Below are 2,797 nucleotides of genomic sequence, written 5' to 3' on the forward strand. Positions count from 1 at the left end.
AAGACTCCTACCTACCCAACGGCAGCCCGATCGGCACCCCCGAAGAGGCCCTCGACTGCGCCTGCGGCCTCTACCTCGCCGACCCCACCGCCTGGACCACCGAGTAGACCTCCGAGTAGACCTCCGAGTAGACCTCCGACGAACTTACGACGCCGACCACTAAGACAGAGTCACAAAGATCACGGGCCGCACGTTCGGGCCGGCTACAGGCCGTGGCTACGGTGGCTCTGCCTAGCGCGGTACCGCGAGGACGTCCCGGAGCACGTCCTCCATCGTGACGCGGGCCAACTCGGCTCTTAGCGTCTCCTCGATGCGCCCGTAGATGCCCTGCATCGCCGGCCTGATGCCGTAGCCCACCACGCACCCTTGGTCCGGGGTGGCGCGGTGCATCGCGAACAGCGGACCGGGCTCCACCGCGTCGTACACGTCGAGCAGAGTGATCGACTCCAGGTCGCGCGCCAGCGACCAGCCGGCGCCCACGCCACGCCGGGACTCCACGAGCCCCGCTGTGCGCAGCTCGCCGAGCAGCCGCCTGATCACCACGGGGTTGGTGTTCGCGCTGGTCGCGATCTGCTCGGACGTGGCCACCTCGTGGCCCTGGCGCTGGTAGAGGCTGATCCAGGCCAGCGCGTGAGCGGCGATGGTCAACCTGCTGTTGGCGCTCACGAACCCCTCCCCTCGGTCGTAACACGCCATGTTACGACCGCCCTGTCGTAACGACAACAGTTGCGACAGGTTGTTGTAACAGCTAGCGTTACGACTACTGATGATCGAACAGCGAGGTGGGAAGAATGAACGAACCGCTCACCGGCAAGGTCGCCCTGGTCACCGGAGGGTCCCGCGGTCTGGGAGCCGCCACCGTCAGGCTCCTGGCCGAGCAGGGCGCCGACGTCGGGTTCACCTACATCAGCTCGGAGAAGCAGGCACAGGCCGTCGTCGACGAGGTGCGCGGCACGGGGGCGAAGGTCGCGGCCTTCCGGTCCGACCAGGCGGACACGAGCGGGGCGCCGGCGCTGATCGACGAGGTGGTCGCGTACTTCGGCGGGCTGGACATCCTCGTCAACAACGCGGCGATCTCGCCGGAGCAGGGCCGCACGGTGGACGACCCGGACGCCGACACCGCCGCGCTGGACCGCATGCACGCCACGAACTACCTCGGCGTGATCGCGATCATCCGGGCCGCCTCCCGGGTGCTGCGCGCGGACGGCCGCATCATCACTGTGAGCTCGGGACTGGGCACCCGGGTCGGCATCCCCGGCGTCGCCGACTACTCGGCGAGCAAGTCCGGGATCGAGCGGTACACCATGGGCGTCGCTCGCGACCTCGGACCCCGGGGCATCACAGCCAACGTGGTGGAAGCCGGACTGATGGAGAGCGGGATGGAACCGCCGAACCCCGAGACCCTCAACGCGCTGCTCAGCGCGCTGTCGCTGCAGCGCATGGGCGATCCGCGAGAGATCGCCGCCGCGATCGCCTTCCTGGCGAGCCCTTCCGCCTCGTACGTCACCGGCGCGGTGCTGGACGCCCACGGCGGCTACAACGCCTGACCCGAAGGCCGTTCCCGTGGGCGGCTATCGCCGCCGTAGGCGGAAGCCGGGTTCCCCGGCGGCCCCGCTCGGCGGACGGTTGTGGCGCATCCGGACCCAGGGAGGAGCGCAGCATCTCCGACCCCTACGAAGAACCCACCGACGCCGAGATCACCATCGACACCACGGCCCTCAACCTCGAGGCCGCCGCGATCCAGCTGTTCCACGCCATTGTCAAGACATGCCAGTTGATCGTCGCGCAGCCTGCTGCCAAGGTGAGCCCCCGGTAGCGCTCACCAGCTGTGCGTGCGGGGTGTCCGTTTGGGGATCCCCGGGTTCGAGCGGTGGTTGCAACACCCGATGGGTGAAGGGGTGTTGTGGGTGCGGTTCTCTATGCGGATGGTTCCGGAGGTTCATCAGCGGTTCTGGGAGGCGATGGCGCGGGGCGATTTCATCACCGATGCGGCAGTTGCGGCGGGGACTTACCGTAAGCAGGGTGCCCGGTGGTTGATCGCGGCTGGTGGGGTACGGCCGCGGCGGGGTCGCAATCTGGAGGGTCGGTGTTTGACGTTTGCTGAGCGGGAGGAGATCGCGCTTGGCCGGGCGTCCGGTGAGTCGATGCGGTCGATCGCAGACCGGCTGGGTCGCAGCCCGTCGACGATCTCTCGCGAGCTGGCCCGCAACGCTGAGGCTTCGGGGGATTATCGTGCGTCGAGCGCGCACGGGGCGGCTTATGAGCGGGCGTTGCGTCCGAAGCTTTGCAAGCTGGCCACGAATGTGGCGTTGCGGGCAAAGGTCGAGCAAGACTTGGAGCGTAAGTACTCCCCGGAACAGATCGCCGGCAGGCTGCGGGCGGAGTACCCCAATGACCCGGAGATGTGGGTGTCCACCGAGACCATTTACCAGTCGCTGTATGTGCAGTCACGCGGGGCTCTGCGCCGTGAGCTGACCCGGTGCCTGCGCACCGGGCGGGCACTGCGCCACCCGGGTCGCAAGGCCGGGCAGCGCAAGAACCGGATCCAGGGCATGGTCAACATCAGCGAGCGGGCGGCCGAAGCCGCCGATCGTGCGGTTCCCGGGCATTGGGAGGGGGATTGTGCGACACGATGCTGCTCGAGTTTGAGTGGGCTGACTGGTTGGAGAGGCGGCTGATGCCGTTGGTGTGGTCCCGGGTCTGTGTCCGTATGGCCCGTCCCCGCCCTTGACGTGCGATGTCGGTAACGGCGTGGTGCGAAGCTCGAGGGGAAGCCCAAGGACTCCCGTTCGCTCGA

The 2,797-nt window shown here is 68.0% G+C and carries 3 protein-coding genes; 2 read left to right on the plus strand and 1 reads right to left on the minus strand.

The genetic code is table 11. The features are described 5' to 3' along the window. Positions 1 to 231: 231 nt before the first annotated feature. Positions 232 to 666: an Rrf2 family transcriptional regulator gene (locus tag ABNF93_RS34520; protein ID WP_349332472.1), complete on the minus strand. Its 435-nt coding sequence runs from the start codon at positions 664 to 666 to the stop codon at positions 232 to 234. A 125-nt stretch (positions 667 to 791) separates the two neighbouring features. Between ABNF93_RS34520 and ABNF93_RS34525 the strand changes: the two genes are divergently transcribed. Together ABNF93_RS34525 and ABNF93_RS34530 are read left to right on the plus strand one after the other, a co-directional pair. Continuing rightward, positions 792 to 1,547, plus strand: coding sequence for an SDR family NAD(P)-dependent oxidoreductase (locus ABNF93_RS34525; protein ID WP_349332473.1), 756 nt, complete (start codon positions 792 to 794; stop codon positions 1,545 to 1,547). Between the two features lie 339 nt (positions 1,548 to 1,886). Next, positions 1,887 to 2,678 carry an IS30 family transposase gene (locus ABNF93_RS34530; RefSeq protein WP_349332474.1) on the plus strand — a complete coding sequence of 264 codons (792 nt, stop codon included), beginning with the start codon at positions 1,887 to 1,889 and terminating at the stop codon, positions 2,676 to 2,678. Positions 2,679 to 2,797: the final 119 nt, after the last annotated feature.

Source organism: Actinopolymorpha sp. B9G3 (assembly GCF_040120725.1).
Taxonomy (GTDB): domain Bacteria; phylum Actinomycetota; class Actinomycetes; order Propionibacteriales; family Actinopolymorphaceae; genus Thermasporomyces.

Coding starts and splice junctions, on each gene's coding strand:
- ABNF93_RS34525 (WP_349332473.1), top strand. CDS start 792: ATGAACGAACCGCTCACCGGCAAGGTCGCCCTGGTCACCGGAGGGTCC.
- ABNF93_RS34530 (WP_349332474.1), top strand. CDS start 1,887: ATGGGTGAAGGGGTGTTGTGGGTGCGGTTCTCTATGCGGATGGTTCCG.